The organism is Antarctobacter sp. (assembly GCF_048262615.1).
Taxonomy (GTDB): domain Bacteria; phylum Pseudomonadota; class Alphaproteobacteria; order Rhodobacterales; family Rhodobacteraceae; genus Antarctobacter.
This window is the reverse complement of sequence record NZ_JBLXFB010000015.1, coordinates 72,032-88,931: the sequence shown is the minus strand read 5'-3', so window position 1 is coordinate 88,931 and position 16,900 is coordinate 72,032. Positions and strand designations below refer to the sequence as shown.

Genomic DNA, 16,900 nt, shown 5'->3' with positions numbered 1-16,900 from the left:
GGGCGCAAAGGCGCGCATCCGGGGTCCGCAGGCTCCGGGTGCGGTGCCGTCAGGACCCGACCTTGTCCATCAGTGCCCGGATGTCTGCGGCCACGTCCCGCGAGGCGGGCAGCCCCTCGATCGTGGTTTCAAAAGCATCGGCCAGTTCGGGAGAAAATCCGCCGGTGGCAAGGCAATCCTCCAACTTGCGCCGCATCTCGGATCGCGTCATGGGCAGATCCTTGCTGCCCTTGGGCTGATCGACCTGCGCGGAGAAGGTCTTGCCATCCACCACGGCCTCGACCCGCGAGGGGCTGACGTTGCGGCCCCAGTCCCGCTCGATCGTCTCATCGACCAAAGGCGTGACCTTGGCGGTCAGGGTCTGGATATCCGGCCGCGACAGGGCCGAGACATCCGAGAAGTCCGCAAGGCTGACCTCGCCGTTGATCAGCGCGCAGGCGATGTTGTAGGGGCTGGAAAACTGCGCCTGCACCAGCGTCTGCGGCGCCTGCCGGATCTCCAGCGGGGTCCCCACAGCGGACTGGCATTGCCGGTTGCTGTAGACCCGGACCTCTGACACCTTGCGCCAGTCGAACCCCGGCATCGCGCGGATTTCCTTGGCGGCATCGATGGCGGTGTGGTTGAAGCGGCAGCACGGGTACGGCTTGTAGCCCAGATCCTCGAGGTGGAAATGCTCGCCCAGACGGTCCAGCAGCGCCGCGCGATCCGGGGCGCTGTTGAGGTAGATCCGCCACAGCCCGTCCTCGCCCTCGAAGATGTTCTGCGAGCCGCGCACGCCTTTTTGTGTCAGCGCCACCGAGACCATCGCGGCGCGGGCGGCAAAGCCCGGATGCATGCGTTTGGTCAGGGCGGCGTCACGGGTGGCCTGATGGCCGCCGGCGGCCTGCGCATAGGCGATGCCCATGGCGTTCTGGGTCTGCGCCGCGTCGAACCCCAGCACGCGCGACGCCGCGACCGTTGCCCCGAAATACCCCATGAGCGAACTGTAGATAAAGCCGCTTTCGATGACGCCCACGGTGGTGGCAAAGGCCATGCGGGTGCTCAGTTCCAGCCCGGCGGCCACGGCGGCGATGAAATCCTCGCCGCTGACCGGGTGATCCGCCATGTCGACTGCCGCCAGCGCCGCCGGAATGGACGAGACCCCCACATGTATGATCGCCGCGTCATGGGTATCGTCGTAGTCGCGGGCGTGGGCCATCGTGCCGTTGATCCAGGCGGCAGCCGGGGCTGGCAGCCGATCCCGCGTCCACAGGACCGGGGCTTGGGGCTTGCCGCCCCATTCGGTCACCAGTGCCCGCAACTCCCGCGCCCCGTCCGCGGTGAACCCGGCCAGCGAACAGGCCAGCGTGTCGTAAAGGTTGAGGAGGGTCTTTTCGACGGTCGAGTCCGGCAGATCCGCGAATTTCAGGCCTGCGGCGAAGGCGGCGCAAGGCGCGGCCAGATCGGGTGTCTGCGGGGTGTCCACTGTGGCATTGACGTTCATCGGCGGTGCTCCATCGGTCACGGTTTGGCGCCACCCCGGGGCGGGGTGACACAGGAGGATCTCAGGCCATTTCCGCGCGCGCCTGCGCGGTCAGGGCCTTCTTATCGACCTTGCCGGTCTGGTTGGTCGGCAGCGGTTCGGATTGAAGGTGCCAGCGGCTCGGGATCGCAAAGGAGGCAAGCGTCTTGCGCAGGGCCTGCCGCAACTCGTCCGGTGTCGCCGGATGCCGCAGCACGACGAAGGCATAGACCTCTTCTCCCAGATCCGGGTGCGGCACGCCCACAACGGCGGTTTCCGCCACCTGCGGGAGGGCCGCCAGCGCCCGTTCGACCGCCGAGGGCGCGATGTTCTCGCCGCCGCGGATGATCATCTCCTTCGTGCGCCCGGTGATCCAGAGCCGCCCGTCGTCGTCCATCCGGCCAAGATCCCCGGTGTGCAGCCAGCCGTCGGCGTCGATCGGGCTTTCGTCGATGCCGTAATACCCCGACATCTGCGTCGGAGAGCGGATCAGAACTTCGCCGTCGGTCAGGCCGGGCTGCGGTGCCAGCCGGATTTCGACCAGTGGCAGCGCGCGCCCGCAGGTGCCGGGATATTTCTCCGAGTCCTTGCCGGCCGCCGTGGTCGCCGGGCCGGTGTTCTCGGTCAGGCCATAGCCGATGGCCACGCTGGGCTGCACGCCGGGAAGACCCGTGCGCATCCGTTCCAGCAGTTCGGGGCTGACCGGAGAGCCGCCCATGCCGATGGCGCGCAGGGTGCCGATGTTCCGGCTGGTGGTCTCGGCCCGGTCGAGGACGCGGGTCACCATGGTCGGTACTGCCGTCCAGCGGGTGACTCCATGGGTCTCGATCAGTTCCAGCACCTCTTCGGGATCGAACCTGCCCGAGGGAAAAACCAGCGTGTTGCCGGTGGCGATGCTGCGCAGCATGACTTGTGGGCCACCGATATGAAACAGCGGGCCGGTCTGAAGCGCGATCTCGGCCTTGTCGCCGTCCGGACCGGGCGGGATCTGCCGGGTGATGTGCAACATCATCTGAAGCCCCGAGATCAACGCCCGGTGCGCCAGCGTCACCGCCTTGGCCCGGCCAGAGGTGCCGGAGGTAAAGACGATGGCCGCCGTCTCGTTCTCGCGCGCGGGGTCCACCGGCGCGCGTTCAGGCGGATCGGCTTCGGGTGCGGTCTCGTCCGCCTCCCAGGGACCGCGGGGCCATCGGGCGGGGATCTTCGCCTCGCTGCGGCTGTCGGCCAGCACCAGTTTCGGCTGGATCAGCGACAGGCCATCGTCGATTTCCGTATCGCCCCACCAGGCGTTCGCCAGCACCGGCACGGCGCCGGTCAGGATGCAGGCCCAGAAATTCATGATCCAGTCCGGGCTGTTCCACCCGAAGATCACCACCCTGTCGCCCTCCTTGACCCCCATGTCCGACAGAGCACGGGCCTTGGCGACCGCGCCCCGGTAGAACCCGGCAAAGCTGACGATCCGATCTCCCTGGATCAGGTAGGGTTTGTCGCCACGCGCCTGCGCCAGCGTCAGGATCTGGTCGGTTCGATGCGGACGGGCGGCATACATCCGGTACGAGACGGCGCCATGCGTCTCGACCCGGATTTCCTTGCTCCACTCCGGTGACAGGATGGTCATCGCGGCTCCTCCTGCTCAGGTCTTGTCGCGGGTCGGCAGGACGATGGTGGCCTTGCCGGGCATGCAGTTCTTGTCGCGCTGGTTGATCGCCCAGGTGGTCAGATGCACCACGTGATCGCCATCGGCGTCAACTTCCTTGGACTCGACCTTGCCACCCAGCCGGACGACGTCGGACAGGTAGACGTGGGCGCGATACTGGCCGAACAGCGATTTCAGGTGCCCTGCGTCGCCCATCCAGTTGGTCAGCGAATGGATCTGCCAGCAGGTCCGCTGCACGCCCACGTCATAGGCGATCTGCGCCCCCTGAAGCTGCGCGGCGTAGTCGTTGTAATGCACCGCGTAGACCGGTTCGAGCGCATGGGTGTTGGGGTCGCGGAAGGCCCATTTGGGGTGCTTGTGATACCGCTTCAGCGCCACCGAATGCGCCGCGATCCGCGGCACCGGCGCAGCCCCTGCGGCAATGTAGGCGATGAAATCGGTCATCCCCAGCGGGCCCTTGGTGATGGTGTCGATCTCGTCACCGACCTGCACGTCCTCCCAGTAACGGGGCGTTGCGCCGCGCGGCGTTTCGGCGAGGATGTCAGCCTCGATGGCCTCCAGCTCCGCCTCGGTCCAGGGATGCGGCAGTTCGATCTTGCGGCTGTCGCGGCGCTTTTGCATCTCGGTCCGTTCGAAGCGCATCCGCGAGCAGTTGAAGGTCGAGACCAGTTCGTCGTTCTGGTTGCGGTATTCCTGCCGCAGATAGTCCTTGATCCGGCGGCCGCCGAAATTGCTTTCCTCGATCGGCCCGTCATAGCCGTCGAAAATCACCTTGGCGTCGATCTTGTCGCCCACGTGGATCGGCTTGTTGAAGGTCATGCGGGTTTCGCAGTGAAAGCCGCCCAGTCCCGGCCAGCCGACCTGCACCGAGCCGAGGCAGGCGAAGATAAAGCTGGGAGGCGCGATCTGGCCGCCGTGCGGGGACTGTTTGCCGTAGTCCTCATCCATCCACAACGGATTGTCGTCGCCGATTCCCTCGCAGAAGCGGATGATCGCCATACGGGTCGCGTATTCGTTGTTCACGCAGGAGGCCGTGCGCAGCTCTGTGCCGATCAGGGCGGTCATGTCGGCCAGCATCTTGTCGGTGAACTTGCCCTTGGCGAGTTCCCTGTCGATGCCCGCTTCAGTGGTGGTTGTCTCGCTCATCGCTGTGTTCCTTCAGTGTCTTGCGGGCCCGGACTCGGGGCCGGTCTTGAGGTCCGCGCGCGGTGGCGCGGTGTGATGGGCAGGGCCACGCGGCCCCGAAACCTGTCGTCATCGGGAGGCCGCGCAGGGGACATTGCCCTCATTCTGCGCTAAACCATCCAGAGCATTGCGACCCATGGGACCGCAATTGACTTAAATGATTTAATCATTAGGTTGCCATTCAACCAAGGTCAAGCCGATTGGGCGACGACCGACCGCCTTCGTGCGGGTTTGCGAAAGGACAAATGCATGGACAGACCACTTGCCGGAGTCCGGGTTCTGGACCTGACGCGATACCTCTCGGGCCCCTATGCGACGCTGCAACTGGCCGAGATGGGGGCCGAGGTCATCAAGGTCGAGATGCCTGTAACCGGCGACGATACCCGGCATATCGCGCCGCTGAAGGGGGGCGTCAGCTATTACCATTCCTCGGTGAACCGGTCCAAGGCGTCGGTGGAACTGGACCTAAAGTCCCCCGCCAATCTCAAGACGCTGCGCGCCATGATCGCGGACGCGGACGTAATGGTGGAAAACTTCCGGGCGGGTGTCTCGGACCGGCTGGGGCTGGGGCACGAGGCAGTGGCGCAGATCAATCCACGGCTGGTCTATTGCGCCATCACGGGCTTTGATTCGAAAGGGCCGCAAAGCCGCCGCGCCGCGTTCGACCTGATCGTGCAGGGTGAATCCGGCGTCATGAGCCTGAACGGCGATCCGGCGCGCGACCCGGAAAAGATCGGCATCCCAGTGGCAGACATCTCGGCCGGGATGTTTGCCGTGCAGGGCATCCTGGCGGCACTGCTGCGGCGCGGCCGCACCGGCAAGGGCGGGCTTGTCGAAGTCAATATGCTGTCGTCGCTGCTGTCGCTGTCGGGCTACAATCCCGGCCTGTACTTTCTGACCGGAAAATCCCCGTCGCGCGTGGGGTCGCGGCACCATACCGTGGTGCCCTACGGCCCCTATCCCACCGCCGACGGGCTGATTCTGCTGTCGACCTTCAGCGACGGGTCGTGGAAAAAGATCGTCGACGCGCTGGACCGCCCCGATCTTGCGGGCGACGCGCGGTTTGACACCGCACCGGGGCGCGCCGCCAACCGCGAGGCCTGCGAATCCCTGATCGTCGAGATGCTGTCAGCGCACCCGTCGCAAGAGGTGGTGCGCCGGCTGGAGGCAGCGGGCGTGCCCTGCGGGATCGTCCGTTCCTTGGGCGAGGCAATTGACATGGAACGGGACAGCGGTACCGGCTCGATTGCCGACATCGACTATGGTGGCGAGGCGGGGGTCATTCCCGGCGTCCGAATCCCGGTGAAATTCGACGGTGAATGGTGCCCCGTTGCCGCTGCGCCCGCCCTGGGCCAAGACAATGGGATACTGGAGCGGTATCGCGACAAGCCGGAAGAAGAACGCCCTCAGGCATCGGATCGCGCGGAAAAAGAGCCGTTTTCATCTAAATGATTTTGACTTTGGCGACATTCTTCTCTAGGGTCGGCACAGGACTGGACGCAAAACCGGCCTTGAACGATCGGGCTTCTTTTCCTCAGAGACACTTGGTCCGCAAAATGGGAGATATGCAATGGCAATCGCCAAACTCTTGAAAATGCCGTTCCTGATCGGGGGTATCGCCCTCACGGCCTCCGTCGCGGCGGTCACGTCGGCTGCCGCTCAGGATGCGTGCAGCTACCCCGAGCAGCCGGTATCGATCATTGTGGGCTATTCGCCGGGGGGCGGAACCGACACCATCGCCCGCCTCTTGGCCAATGGCCTGACAGAAGTCACCGGCCAGCCGTTCAACGTGGTCAACAAGCCCGGCGGCGCGCAGGTCCCGGCGATGAAATTCGTGATGGACGCTGAAAAGGACGGCTACACGCTGGAATTCTTCTCGACCGGCAGCGCCGTGATGGCGACGCTTCTGCGCGACCAGGGCTTTACCTTCATGGAAGAGTTCAAACCGGTCGCCAACGTGGCGATCTCGACCAGCGTTCTGGCGGTCAACAAATCCTCTGGCGTCACCACCGGCGAGGAAATGATCGCCTGGATCAAGGAAACTTACGAAAGCGGCTCAAAGCTGCGCTATGGCCATGCCGGGCGCGGATCGTCCTCGCATATCGCCATCGCCGCCTGGCTGGAGGCGAACGACCTTTACGGCATGGTGCAGGACGTGCCCTTTGACGGCTCGGGCCCGGCCCGTGCGGCGCTGATCGGCGAGCAGGTGGATTTCACCGGCATGAACATCGCCAACGTGGAAAAGGACGAGGTTCTGCACGGCGTCGGCACGCTGTCGGAAACGCGCGATCCAGCCGTGGACCATGTGCCGACCATGAAGGAGCAGGGCATCCCCTACGTCGACATGGATGGCCCGTTGCTGCTGGCCGCGCCGACCGGCACGCCGCAAGAAGTGATCGACTGCCTCGAGGCCTCGGTCAAGCAGGTGTCCGGAATGCCAAGCTTTGTCGAGGCCATGAACAAGGCCGGCTTTGCGGTGATCTACCAGGACTCGCAGACCATCACCAACCGGATGGCCGGTCTGATCGACGGCTGGAAAGCAGCGGTGGATTCTGTGCTGGCTTCGGCCCGCTCGAACTGAGACCCTGAACGCAGGCCCGATCCATGGACAACCAACATCCGCGCGCCGACGCCTTTGCCGCGATTGCCCTGTTGATCATCGTGGTGCCGTTTATCGCGGTGCTGAACGAGATCTACATCGACCCCTTCGATCCCGGTTTCGGCGCGCGCGATTTCCCCATCGGGGTGATCACGGCGATTGTCCTGCTGGCCTGCGTTCTTTTGTTTCGGGCGGTGCGCCAGATGCGTCGCGAAAAGGTTTCCCTTGTCGATCCCGATGAGTTGCGCCCCCTGCTGCGATACAGCGGGCCGGTGCTGCTGTTGGGCCTGGGCTATATCTGGCTGTTCGTCCAGGTGCAGTATCTGGTTCCGACGATGCTGATGTTGTCGCTGTCGCTGGCCCTGTTCGGCAACCGCGGCTGGGTCCGGCTGGGGGTCGTGCCGATCGTGGCGGGATTTTGCTACTACATCCTCTTCTTCGTCCTGCTCGATCTGCACGAGTTTCCCGGTGCCTTGATCAGCTATGACGGAAAGAGCCTGCTGTCCTTCTAGGGCAGCGGTCCTTCACACGACCATCCGAATGACACGACTCCAGAACAGGACCAGAGGCGAACATGCAGATCATTGACGGGTTCGCGGCTTTATTCGGGTCGTGGCAGCCAGCCTTCTTCGCAATTCTCGGCACGCTTGTCGGGCTGGCCGCCGGTGCGATACCGGGGCTGACCGGATCGACGACCATCGCCCTGCTGCTGCCGGTGACCTTCTACCTCGACCCGCTGTCGGCGCTGGCGCTGATCTACACCGTCAGCAAGTCGTCGGATTTCGCCGGTTCGATCCCCGGCATCCTGTTCAACACACCCGGTACGCCGCAGGCCGCCGCCACCGCGCAGGAGGGTTTTCCCCTGACGCAGCAGGGCAAGCAGGGCAAGGCCATGAAAATGGCGGTGCTGGCCTCGGCCCAGGGCGATTTCCTGTCTGAACTGCTTTTGATCTTCGGGGCCGCCTATCTTGCGGGCTATGCCGCGCAGATGGGGCCGCCGGAATATGTCGCGGTCTATTTCTGCGCCTTCATCGTGATCGCCAGCGTGATCGGCGACTCCGTGATCAAAGGCATCCTGAGCACTCTTCTCGGCCTGCTGCTGGCGATGATCGGAGCGGATTCGATCACCGGTTTCGAACGCTTCGATTTCGGGTTCGACTATCTGCTCGAGGGGCTTTCGCTGGTTCCGGTGCTGCTGGGTGTGCTGGTGCTCTCCGAGGTCTTTGCCCGCGTGCTTGACCGCGAAGAGATGTCGGACGACCGCAAGATCGCGCCGGAATCGGAGCGGCCCGAGGACCGGCGCGTCACATGGAGCGAATACCGGCGCTGTTTCCCGGTAATGCTGCGATCCAGCGCCATCGGTACGTTCATCGGCATGTTGCCGGGTCTGGGGGCGACGATTGCCAGTTTCGTCGCCTATGGCGAGGCGCGGCGCGTGTCGAAAAGCACCCTGTGGGGCAAAGGGGAAATCGAAGGCATCGCCGCCGCCGAGGCCTCCAACAACGCGACGTCGGGCGCCAACCTGATCCCGATGTTGACGCTGGGCATTCCCGGCAGCACCACGGCTGCGATGCTGGCGGGGGTCATGGTCATCCACGGCATGACCGTGGGGCCGATGGTCTTCGTCGAGTCCTACGACCTGGTCTATGGGCTGTTCGCCGCCGGTTTGCTGTGCATCTTCACCTATCTGATCGTGGGGTATTTCGGCAGCGCCCTTCTTGGCCGTGCCATTGCCCTGATTCCGGTCAGGATGATCTATCCGTTCATCTTTGTGACCTGCTTTGTGGCCGCCTATGCTGTGCGGCAGGCAGTTTTCGACATGGTGATCATGCTGATCTTCGGCCTCGTCGGCTTTGCCATGCGACGGTTGGGGATGAGCCTGCCGGCCTTCATCATCGCCTTCATTCTTGGCCACGGCGCCGAGGCTTCGCTGCGGCGCACCATGCTGCTGGACGACAGCGGCGCCCTGATCTTCCTGGAACGGCCAATCGCGCTGGTGTTCTTTGCCATCGGCCTGTTGACCATCGTGCTGCGCATTCGCGCGGCGAGGGTCAAGGCGCGAAACCTGTCAGGCGCGGTCGATGAATAAGACTGCATCCGCCGCAGCGCGGCGCGTCTGCCGCCCGGATTCAGTTTGACATAATCATATAAATCAATTAACACAAACGTGCCGCCATGTCCGCAGGCCGGCGGCCGGATTCCCCGGCCGTCGCCGCTGCTACGGCACGGCGTCTACGGACGGACCGCAGAACAGCCGTCCATCAGGGAGAGGGGCATGAAACCCAACCAAACCATGCTTGCGGCTGCCGCAGCCATGTCGGTCCTCGCGGCCGGAACGGCCGGTGCCGAGACCTACAGCTATGCATCCTTCAACGCGCCGTCGCACATCATGGTGCGAACCCTGGGCTCCGGCTGGGCCGATCAGGTGCGCGAGACGACCGGCGGCGAAGTCGACTTCGAAATTTTCCCCGGCGCTTCGCTGATGCCGCCGCTCAGCATGCTGCAAGGGGTGGGGGACGGGCTGGCCACCGCGGCCCATCTTGCGGTGCCTTACTATGCGTCGGACTTGCCGATCAACTATGTCGCCGGCGAGTTGGGCTTTGCCAATCCAGACTACTTCGCTCTGGCCTTTGCCTATGCCGACTACATCGTGAACGATCCGGCGGCGCATGGCGAATGGCGGGCGCAGAACGTCGTGCCGATGGGGACGATCTCGACCCCGAACTACTATTACGTCTGCAAGGACGTCGTGACCGACATGGCCGCGCTACAGGGCAAGAAGGTGCGTTCACCCGGCGGTGCCTGGGGACGCTTTACCACCGACGTCGGCTTTGTCGCGGTCAGCATCCCCTACAACGAACTGTTCACCTCGATGGAACGAAACGCGGTCGATTGTGCGGCCATGTCGACCGCGGATCTGGTGAGCGGGGCAACCGTTCTGGAACTGGTGAAGTCCGGTTCAGTCCTGAAGATCCCGCTGAGCCCCGGCTACAATTCGGCCCACAACGCCATCAACGAGGATGTCTGGAAAAGCCTGACCGACGACCAGCGCCGCGCCATTCTGGACGCCATCGCAGTCGGTATGGTCCGCGCCCATGTCGGATACGAGGCCGAGGTCGCCAAGGCCGAGCAGGCCGGGCGCGACGCCGGAATGGTGTTCATCGAGGAGATGGATGAAGAGATTCAGGCCTTCTACGACGACTGGAACACCAGAAATCTTCAGATCGTCATCGACGCCGCCAAGGAGCGCGGCCTTGAAGACCCCGGCGCAGTGCTCGAGTCGATGCAGAGCTACATCGACAAGTGGGCCGGGTTGATCGACGGCGTGGCCCGCGACGACGAAGCGGCGCTGACCGCGATCCTGAAGGAAAACCTTTTCGATCAGATCGACGAGACCGCCTACGGCATGGACTGACGGCGTCGCGCCGGCAGAAACATTCATGCTGAATGCCGATGGGTTCATGCGGAATTATGCGGATTATCGATAAGCACCGCTCCGCCTAAATTGTCCCTATCGACGGACCGGCGATTTGGCCGGTCCGTATCAGACAGGAGTTACAGACGTGCAGAAACGCAAACTTGGCACCAGCGGGCTGGAGGTTTCGGCCATCGGGCTTGGCTGCATGGGCATGACCGGCGTCTATGGCGACATGCCCGACCGCGCCACGATGATCGACCTGACCCGCAAGGCGGTCGATCTGGGGGTGACCCTTTTTGACTCCGCCGAAGCCTATGGCCCCTGGACCAACGAGGAGCTGGTGGGCGAGGCGCTGAAACCGGTACGTGATCAGGTGGTGATCGCCACCAAGTTCGGCTTTGACATCGACCAGACCACCGGCGAGCGGCGCGGCGGCGCCAACAGCCGTCCCGACCACGTGCGTCAGGTGACGGAGAACGCGCTTAGACGGCTGGGGATCGAGACGATTGACCTGCTGTACCAGCACCGCGTCGACCCCAATGTTCCGATCGAAGAGACCGCCGGTGCTGTCAAGGACCTGATCGCCGAGGGCAAGGTCCGGCACTGGGGCCTGTCCGAGGCGTCCGCCGCCACGGTGCGGCGCGCGCACGCGGTTCTCCCGGTGGCGGCGCTGCAAAGCGAATATTCGCTGTGGTATCGCGGCCCGGAGGCGGAAATCCTGCCCACACTCGAAGAGCTGGGCATCGGCTTTGTTCCCTTCAGTCCGCTGGGCGCGGGGTTCCTGACCGGCAAAATCGACCCGGCGACCAAGTTCCCCGAAGGCGATTTCCGCACCATGGTGCCGCGCTTTCAGGGCGAGGCGCTGGAGGCGAACATGGCCCTCGTGGCGCTGGTCAAGGACGTGGCGGCGCGCAAGAACGCCACCCCCGCACAGGTCGCTCTGGCCTGGTTGCTGGCGCAGAAGCCATGGATCGTGCCGATCCCCGGCACAACCAAGCTGCACCGTCTCGAAGAGAACCTGGGCGCCGTCGACGTGACGCTGAGCCCCGACGACCTGCGCGAGATCGACGAGGCCTCGGCCAGGCTCGACCTTCAGGGCGCGCGCCTGCCAGAGGCGGTTCTGGCGCTGACCAACGGATAATTCCCAAGGGCTCGCCGCACGCCACCCCCCTGCGTGCGGCACCAAACAGGAGCTGTGGACGTGACGATGATCGTGCAGGGCATGGCGATCGGCCTGATTGCGACGCTGGCCATCAATATCTGGGCGCTGCTGCTGTTCCGGGTCGCAGGCATACCCATGCCCAACCGCGCGATGATGGGTCGCTGGGCGGCGCATGGCGCGCGGGGCCGGTTGTTTCACGACAGCATTGCCGCCGCGCCGCCGGTTCCCGGCGAAACGCGCATCGGGTGGCTGTTCCACATCTGCGTCGGCGCCACGTTCGGCGTCATGCTGGCGCTGCTTGCGGGGCGCGACTGGCTTGCCGAACCGACCCTGTTGCCGGCGCTTGCCTTCGGCATCGTCACGGTGGGGTTCGGCTGGTTCCTGATGCTTCCCGGCATGGGTCTTGGCATCGCCGGTGCGCAGGCGCCCAACCCGGCCAAGGTGCGGATCAACGGTCTGCTGGGACATGTCGTTTTTGGCGTGGCGCTGTGGATCGGGGCCTTGGCGCTGGCATAGCGCGCCGGGGCAGCGCCCCCCTGAGCAGAAGAGACACCGCCGCACGCGGCGGACCAACAAAGGAAAAGGCGAATGATCGAAAGAGACAAGATCTATATCGGCGGCCAATGGGTCGCTCCCGAGGGCAAAGAGGTGATCGAGGTCGTGAACCCCGCCACCGAAGCGGTCATCGCCACCATTCCCCGTTGCGTGCCGCAAGACGCGGATCGTGCCGCCAGCGCGGCCGCTGAGGCCTTCACGGGCTGGTCGAATTCCAGCATCGCCGAGCGTGTCGCCCTGTTCAACCGCATGGCCGATCTGGTCGAGAAACGCGGCGAGGAACTGACGCAAGCGTCGGTCTCGGAGGTCGGTCAGCCGATCCGGTTCACCGCACCCTTGCAGACTGGTGGCGCAGTCGATGAATTGCGGGTCATGGCCGAGAACCTTCAGACCATCACCTGGGAAGAGGATGTGGGCGGCGCGGTCGTGCGCCGCCTGCCCTCGGGCGTAGTGGGGGCGATCACCGCGTGGAACGGGCCGCTACGGTCGGTCATCTCCAAGGCCGGAGCGGCCATCGCGGCGGGCTGCACCGTTGTCGTCAAGGGCAGCGAGGTCGCGCCGCTGACCTCTTTCATCTTTGCCGAGATCGCGCACGAGGCGGGCCTGCCGCCGGGCGTGTTCAACCTGCTCAGCGGCACGGGGCCGGAAATCGGCGAGGCCATCGTGACGCACAAGGCGGTCGACATGGTCTCTCTTACCGGGTCGGTGCGGGCGGGGCGCAGGGTCATGGAACTGGCTGCCCAAGACGTCAAGCGCGTCCATCTGGAACTCGGCGGCAAATCGGCAAACATCCTGCTGGATGACGCGGATTTCGAAAAGGCCGTCAGCGTCGGGCTGGACGACGCCTTTCGCAACTCGGGTCAGGTCTGTGGCGGGCTGACCCGGATGCTGGTGCCGCAGGACCGTCTGGCCGAGGCCGAGGAACTGGCCATCGCCAAGGCGCAGAGCTTTGTCATCGGCGATCCCTTCGATCCCGACACCACGCTGGGGCCGGTGATTTCGGACGTGGCGATGGAGCGGGTGCGCAACTACATCCGCATCGGCCAAGAGGAAGGCGCGCGGCTGCTGACCGGCGGCACCGACCTGCCGGCCGGGATTCAGCGCGGCTACTATGTTCAGCCCACGGTCTTTTCCGGCGACAACGCCATGCGCATCGCCCGCGAAGAGATCTTTGGCCCGGTGCTGACGATCATCCCTTACCGGGACGAGGCGGAGGCCATCGCCATCGCCAATGACTCCGACTACGGGCTGGCCGGGGCGGTCTGGAGTGCCTCGCGCGACCGCGCCGTTGCCGTGGCCCGGCAGATCCGCACCGGTCGTCAGCGGATCAATGGCGCACCCTTCAGCAAAAATGCCACCCACGGCGGGTTCAAACATTCCGGCTTTGGCCGCGAGTGGGGGCGTTTCGGAATCGAGGAGTTCACAGAGTTCCAGTCGATCAACGGCTGACCTCGACTTCGCACAGGGGCCGGTCGGAATAGCGCCCCGCCTCTTGCGAACCGCTCTGAAGCACGCCCCGTATCCTTCATCGGGGCGTGTTTTGCCGCCCGGCATGGGTCATCCTCCCGCCCATGCCGGGGAGGGCCTCGCGCCTTCTGCGCCGGCCCCTTGCCCGGTCAATGTAACTGGCGCGCATCGTTTCCCGCGAAAAGCCCAAAGAGGGACCGGATTGGACCGACCTGAACACCCTTACCTAGCCATGCTGACCATCGCGTTGGGCGCCTGGATATTCATCCTCAGCGGCGGCATCGCCAATATCGCGCTGCCGATCCTGACCAGGGAACTGGGCGTGTCGGCGTCAGAGGTCGTCTGGGTCTCGGTCGCGTTCCAGATCGCGGCGGTCAGCTGCACCATCCCCTTCGCGGGCCTGTCCGAGACCATCGGGGTCCGCCGCATGTTCGTCATCGGTCTGGCGGTCTTCGCCTTAGGCGGGGTGCTCTGCGGTCTGGCCGGAAACTTCACGCAACTGACCTTGGCCCGTGTCCTTCAGGGGCTGGGCGCGGCGGGCATCAGCTCGGTCAACGCGGCGCTGGTGCGGCGGATCGTGCCCGAGCATCTTCTGGGCCGCGCAATCGCCTCGCTGGCCATTGTGCTGGGTGCCGCGCAGGGCGCGGCGCCGCTGGTGGGCACCTTTGTCCTGGAATACGCCAACTGGCGCTGGCTGTTCTTCTACGACCTGCCGCTGACCGGGTCCGCGATCCTGCTGGCGCTGTACGCGATCCCGCGCGACACCGGGCTGTCGGGCCGGTTCGATCGCCTCAGCGCAGCGCTTTGCGTACCGACGCTGGGGCTTGGCTTTTTCGCGCTGGACCGGCTTGCGCGGGGGCCGGACCGGGCCGCGCCCTACCTGCTGCTCGCTGTGGCATGTGCCGCCGGCGTCTTGCTGGTCCGGCGGCAGCGCGGCCGCGACCGGCCGCTGTTTCCCGTCGACCTGCTGACCCTGCCGCGCTTTGCCCTGCCCGCCGGTGTCTCGGCGCTGACATACGGGGCGCAGGCTGTGGCGCTGACCGCCCTGCCCTTTCTGTTGATGTCCTCTCTGGACATGGCGCTGTTCGAGGCCGGGCTGCTGATCTCTGTCCTGCCGCTGGCGACGCTGCTGGTCTCGCCGGTGGCGGGATGCCTCTGCGACCGCTTCCCCGCGCTGCCGCTGAACCTGTTCGGCTGTCTTGTCACCGCGGTCGGGTTTCTGGCAATCTACCTGATCGGAGCGCGCGATGAACGCGCGCTTCTGACCGCCGGTATCGTGGTGATCGGCGTCGGGTTCGCGCTGTTTCAGAACCACAATGCCAAGACGCTGATCCTCGGCGCTCCTGCCCGGCGGATGGCCGCAGCGGGGGGCGTGCAGTCAACGGTGCGGGTCATCGGTCAGATGCTGGGGCCCGCGCTTGTCGGGATCAGCTTTCACCTCTTCGCGGAACGGGGCACCGCCGTGGCCATCCTGCTGGGGGTCGGCCTGTGTCTGGCAGGGGCAATCCTGGCGGCTATGCTGGCGGCCTTGGACCGACGGAATCGCCAGTCGGCTCCAGACCCGCATTAAGAAAGCGTCAGAGGCGCGCTTCCAGATGCCAGAAGATCTCGCGCCGTTCGCCGTCCTTTCGGGTGGGTGGCATCAGCACCAGCGCCCCGTCGCGCAGGGCCACGCGGCGTGGCTGGCTGCTGCCGATCCGGGACGGGTCCGAGGCGGCGTCGATGATCGTGGTCAGCAGACCATTTTCGTAGACATAGTTCCCGCAATAGGATGAATAGGCGCGCTTTTTACCTTCTGGCAGGGACAGCCGACCATCGCAAAGGACCGCCATCATGCGGCCGTTGCGCGCCAGCACAAGGCGGCCCATCGGTTCGGGGCCCCATGGATCGCGGATCGGGTTACCGGTGGCATCCACGGCCCGCGACCGTACCAGTCGCCAGGTTCCGTACAGTTGCTCGGCGTCAATGGGATGCGCGTCCATGGGATGTCCTCCACCGCCTCTCATGGCAACAGCCGACCGATTTCGGCGCCGACATCCCCGGCTTGGCCGACATCCCGGCAGGCGGCGATCAGCCGCTCTGTGTGATCCGGGGTCAGGTGGTCTCTGACCACGTCGCGGAATTTGACCTCTAGATCGGCGGTGTTCATCGGGCGTTCATGGCTGCCACGGGCGCTTGTAATGTGTTCGCGCAACCGCGTGCCGTCATCCAGTTCCAGTTCCACAGCCGCTTCGCCTTTGGCCATCGCCTCGACACCGGTGGCCTCGATCCGGCTGCGCAGCGCGTCGATGGCGGGGTCGGTGATACAGTCCATCTGCATCTCTGCCAGACCGGCGCGCCCGCGCAGCAAGGCCGCCGCGGCCCAATGATAAACGCTGTTCGGGGCCTCGATCGGAGAGGTCGGTGTCCGCCGTCCGGTCAGGCTCAGCACGACCGGGTGAACCTCCAGCCGCAGCGCGGCGACGCGCGCCCCCTCTGGCAGACGGTCGCGCAGCGCGAGGCAGGCGTCGATGGTCGGGTGAATGACGATGCCGCAGGGATAGGGTTTGTAGCGGTTGTCCAGCATCACGTGCCGCTGGCCAAGCCCGTCCAGCAGATGCCCCGGATCGGCCCCGTCCGCGTAGACATCAAAGAAGCCGCCCGGCCCTTCCAGCGCGGCGCGGGCGCAATCGAATCCCGCCTCGGCCATCATGGCCGCCACCAGCCCGACCCGACTGCAATGCCCGGCCCGGAAATGCGCGGTCATCGTGCCGTGGGTGCCGCGAAAGCCCGAGGCCTGCGACGCCGCCAGTCCCAGCGCCCAGATCGTCTGCTCTTCGGTCAGGCGCAGCATCCGCGCCGCCCCGGCGGCCACGCCGATGGGCCCTGAAAAGCCGTTCACGTAGAGCGAGGGGTGAAACGGTGAAGGTGCCAGCGACAGCATGTTGGCCAAACGGCACTGGACTTCGATGGAAAGCGCCAGTGCGTTCAGGAATTCGGCCCCGGTGGCACCGCGATCCTGCGCCAGCGCGAACAGCGCGGCGGCGGCGGGGCCGCTGGGATGCGCCACCGAGGGCAGGTAGGCGTCGTCATAGGCCAGTACCGCGGACGAGATGCAGTTGACCAGCGCGGCGTTGGCCGGATCGGTCATCTGCCCGCCCCGCCCGATGACCTTGGCCCGCGGCGCGCAGCCCAGGCTTTGAACATAGGCCGCGGCCGTGGCCACGGCGGGTTCCCGGCTGCCACCAATGGCGACGCCGACCCAGTTCAGAAAGGCGCGGGCGGCCTCGTCCTGCACCTTGTCCGGCAGGCTCTCGAACTCCGTCGACAGCGCGTACCGGGCCAGTTGCGCCGTAATGTCGATGTCGCGGTGCATC

The 16,900-nt window shown here is 65.3% G+C and carries 14 protein-coding genes; 9 read left to right on the top strand and 5 right to left on the bottom strand.

What is annotated here, in order from left to right; all coding sequences use genetic code 11:
* Window positions 1–49: 49 nt before the first annotated feature.
* From ACN0S5_RS16195 to ACN0S5_RS16185, 3 genes are all read right to left on the bottom strand, one after another.
* Window positions 50–1,483, bottom strand: coding sequence for an MmgE/PrpD family protein (locus tag ACN0S5_RS16195; RefSeq protein WP_417209775.1), 1,434 nt, complete (start codon window positions 1,481–1,483; stop codon window positions 50–52).
* 61 nt (window positions 1,484–1,544) lie between these two features.
* A complete protein-coding gene (locus tag ACN0S5_RS16190; RefSeq protein WP_417209774.1) occupies window positions 1,545–3,119 on the bottom strand; it encodes a class I adenylate-forming enzyme family protein in 1,575 nt (524 codons plus the stop codon).
* A 15-nt stretch (window positions 3,120–3,134) separates the two neighbouring features.
* A complete protein-coding gene (locus ACN0S5_RS16185) occupies window positions 3,135–4,304 on the bottom strand; it encodes an FAS1-like dehydratase domain-containing protein (RefSeq protein WP_417209773.1) in 1,170 nt (389 codons plus the stop codon).
* Between the two features lie 288 nt (window positions 4,305–4,592).
* On the opposite strand from ACN0S5_RS16185, the gene ACN0S5_RS16180 reads away from it, so the two are divergent.
* The 9 genes from ACN0S5_RS16180 to ACN0S5_RS16140 all read left to right on the top strand — a co-directional run bounded on the left by ACN0S5_RS16180 (window position 4,593) and on the right by ACN0S5_RS16140 (window position 15,114).
* Window positions 4,593–5,795, top strand: coding sequence for a CaiB/BaiF CoA transferase family protein (locus ACN0S5_RS16180; RefSeq protein ID WP_417209772.1), 1,203 nt, complete (start codon window positions 4,593–4,595; stop codon window positions 5,793–5,795).
* A 118-nt stretch (window positions 5,796–5,913) separates the two neighbouring features.
* On the top strand, window positions 5,914–6,924 hold the full coding sequence (locus ACN0S5_RS16175) for a tripartite tricarboxylate transporter substrate binding protein (protein WP_417209771.1): 1,011 nt from the start codon (window positions 5,914–5,916) through the stop codon (window positions 6,922–6,924).
* Window positions 6,925–6,947: 23 nt separating this feature from the next.
* Entirely contained in the window at window positions 6,948–7,454 is a 507-nt protein-coding gene (locus ACN0S5_RS16170) for a tripartite tricarboxylate transporter TctB family protein (protein WP_417209770.1), read from the top strand.
* 62 nt (window positions 7,455–7,516) lie between these two features.
* Window positions 7,517–9,031, top strand: a complete 1,515-nt coding sequence (locus ACN0S5_RS16165; protein WP_417209769.1) for a tripartite tricarboxylate transporter permease — start codon at window positions 7,517–7,519, stop codon at window positions 9,029–9,031.
* A gap of 186 nt (window positions 9,032–9,217) precedes the next feature.
* The gene (locus tag ACN0S5_RS16160; protein WP_417209768.1) at window positions 9,218–10,357 is read left to right on the top strand and encodes a hypothetical protein; all 1,140 of its coding nucleotides are present in this window, start codon (window positions 9,218–9,220) and stop codon (window positions 10,355–10,357) included.
* A 148-nt stretch (window positions 10,358–10,505) separates the two neighbouring features.
* Window positions 10,506–11,501, top strand: a complete 996-nt coding sequence (locus tag ACN0S5_RS16155) for an aldo/keto reductase (protein WP_417209767.1) — start codon at window positions 10,506–10,508, stop codon at window positions 11,499–11,501.
* A gap of 66 nt (window positions 11,502–11,567) precedes the next feature.
* Window positions 11,568–12,038 carry a DUF2938 family protein gene (locus ACN0S5_RS16150; protein WP_417209810.1) on the top strand — a complete coding sequence of 157 codons (471 nt, stop codon included), beginning with the start codon at window positions 11,568–11,570 and terminating at the stop codon, window positions 12,036–12,038.
* A 72-nt stretch (window positions 12,039–12,110) separates the two neighbouring features.
* Window positions 12,111–13,526, top strand: coding sequence for an aldehyde dehydrogenase family protein (locus tag ACN0S5_RS16145; RefSeq protein WP_417209766.1), 1,416 nt, complete (start codon window positions 12,111–12,113; stop codon window positions 13,524–13,526).
* Window positions 13,527–13,746: 220 nt separating this feature from the next.
* Window positions 13,747–15,114, top strand: a complete 1,368-nt coding sequence (locus ACN0S5_RS16140; RefSeq protein WP_417209765.1) for an MFS transporter — start codon at window positions 13,747–13,749, stop codon at window positions 15,112–15,114.
* Window positions 15,115–15,121: 7 nt separating this feature from the next.
* On the opposite strand, the gene ACN0S5_RS16135 is transcribed toward ACN0S5_RS16140, so the two are convergent.
* Window positions 15,122–15,526: a lipocalin-like domain-containing protein gene (locus ACN0S5_RS16135; protein WP_417209764.1), complete on the bottom strand. Its 405-nt coding sequence runs from the start codon at window positions 15,524–15,526 to the stop codon at window positions 15,122–15,124.
* Between the two features lie 20 nt (window positions 15,527–15,546).
* Window positions 15,547–16,899 carry an MmgE/PrpD family protein gene (locus ACN0S5_RS16130; RefSeq protein WP_417209763.1) on the bottom strand — a complete coding sequence of 451 codons (1,353 nt, stop codon included), beginning with the start codon at window positions 16,897–16,899 and terminating at the stop codon, window positions 15,547–15,549.
* Window position 16,900 lies beyond the last annotated feature (1 nt).